At 65.6% G+C, this 279-nt stretch carries 1 protein-coding gene; it reads right to left on the bottom strand.

The window, feature by feature from the left end:
• Positions 1-279 (bottom strand): hypothetical protein (locus tag SB751_RS29820; RefSeq protein ID WP_410749000.1); only part of this gene is annotated, 279 nt, incomplete at both ends.

Here is a 279-nt window from a genome sequence, read left to right as displayed (position 1 = left end):
CACGACGCCCTTGGCGTCCCTGGCCTCGATGCCCTCCAGCCCTTGCAGGTGGAAGCTGAAGGTGGGCGAAGGCCTGCCATGGATCGCGCTATCCTGCGCGGTATAGGTGGTACCCGCCCGCGCCGCGTTGTCCACTGTCGCGAACAGATTGACGGTGCCGAGCGCCATGTCCACGTCGCTGCGCCATTGCCAATTGGTTCCGGTGACCTTGGCGTCACCCAGGTAGCTGACGTTGCCCTGGCCGTCATCCTGCCAGAGGCGCAACACCTGCGCGTTCGA

This window comes from Cupriavidus sp. SIMBA_020 (assembly GCF_046535395.1).
GTDB lineage: Bacteria > Pseudomonadota > Gammaproteobacteria > Burkholderiales > Burkholderiaceae > Cupriavidus > Cupriavidus campinensis.
The sequence above is the reverse complement of the archived record's forward strand: the minus strand, read 5'-3'. Positions and strand labels throughout refer to the sequence as shown.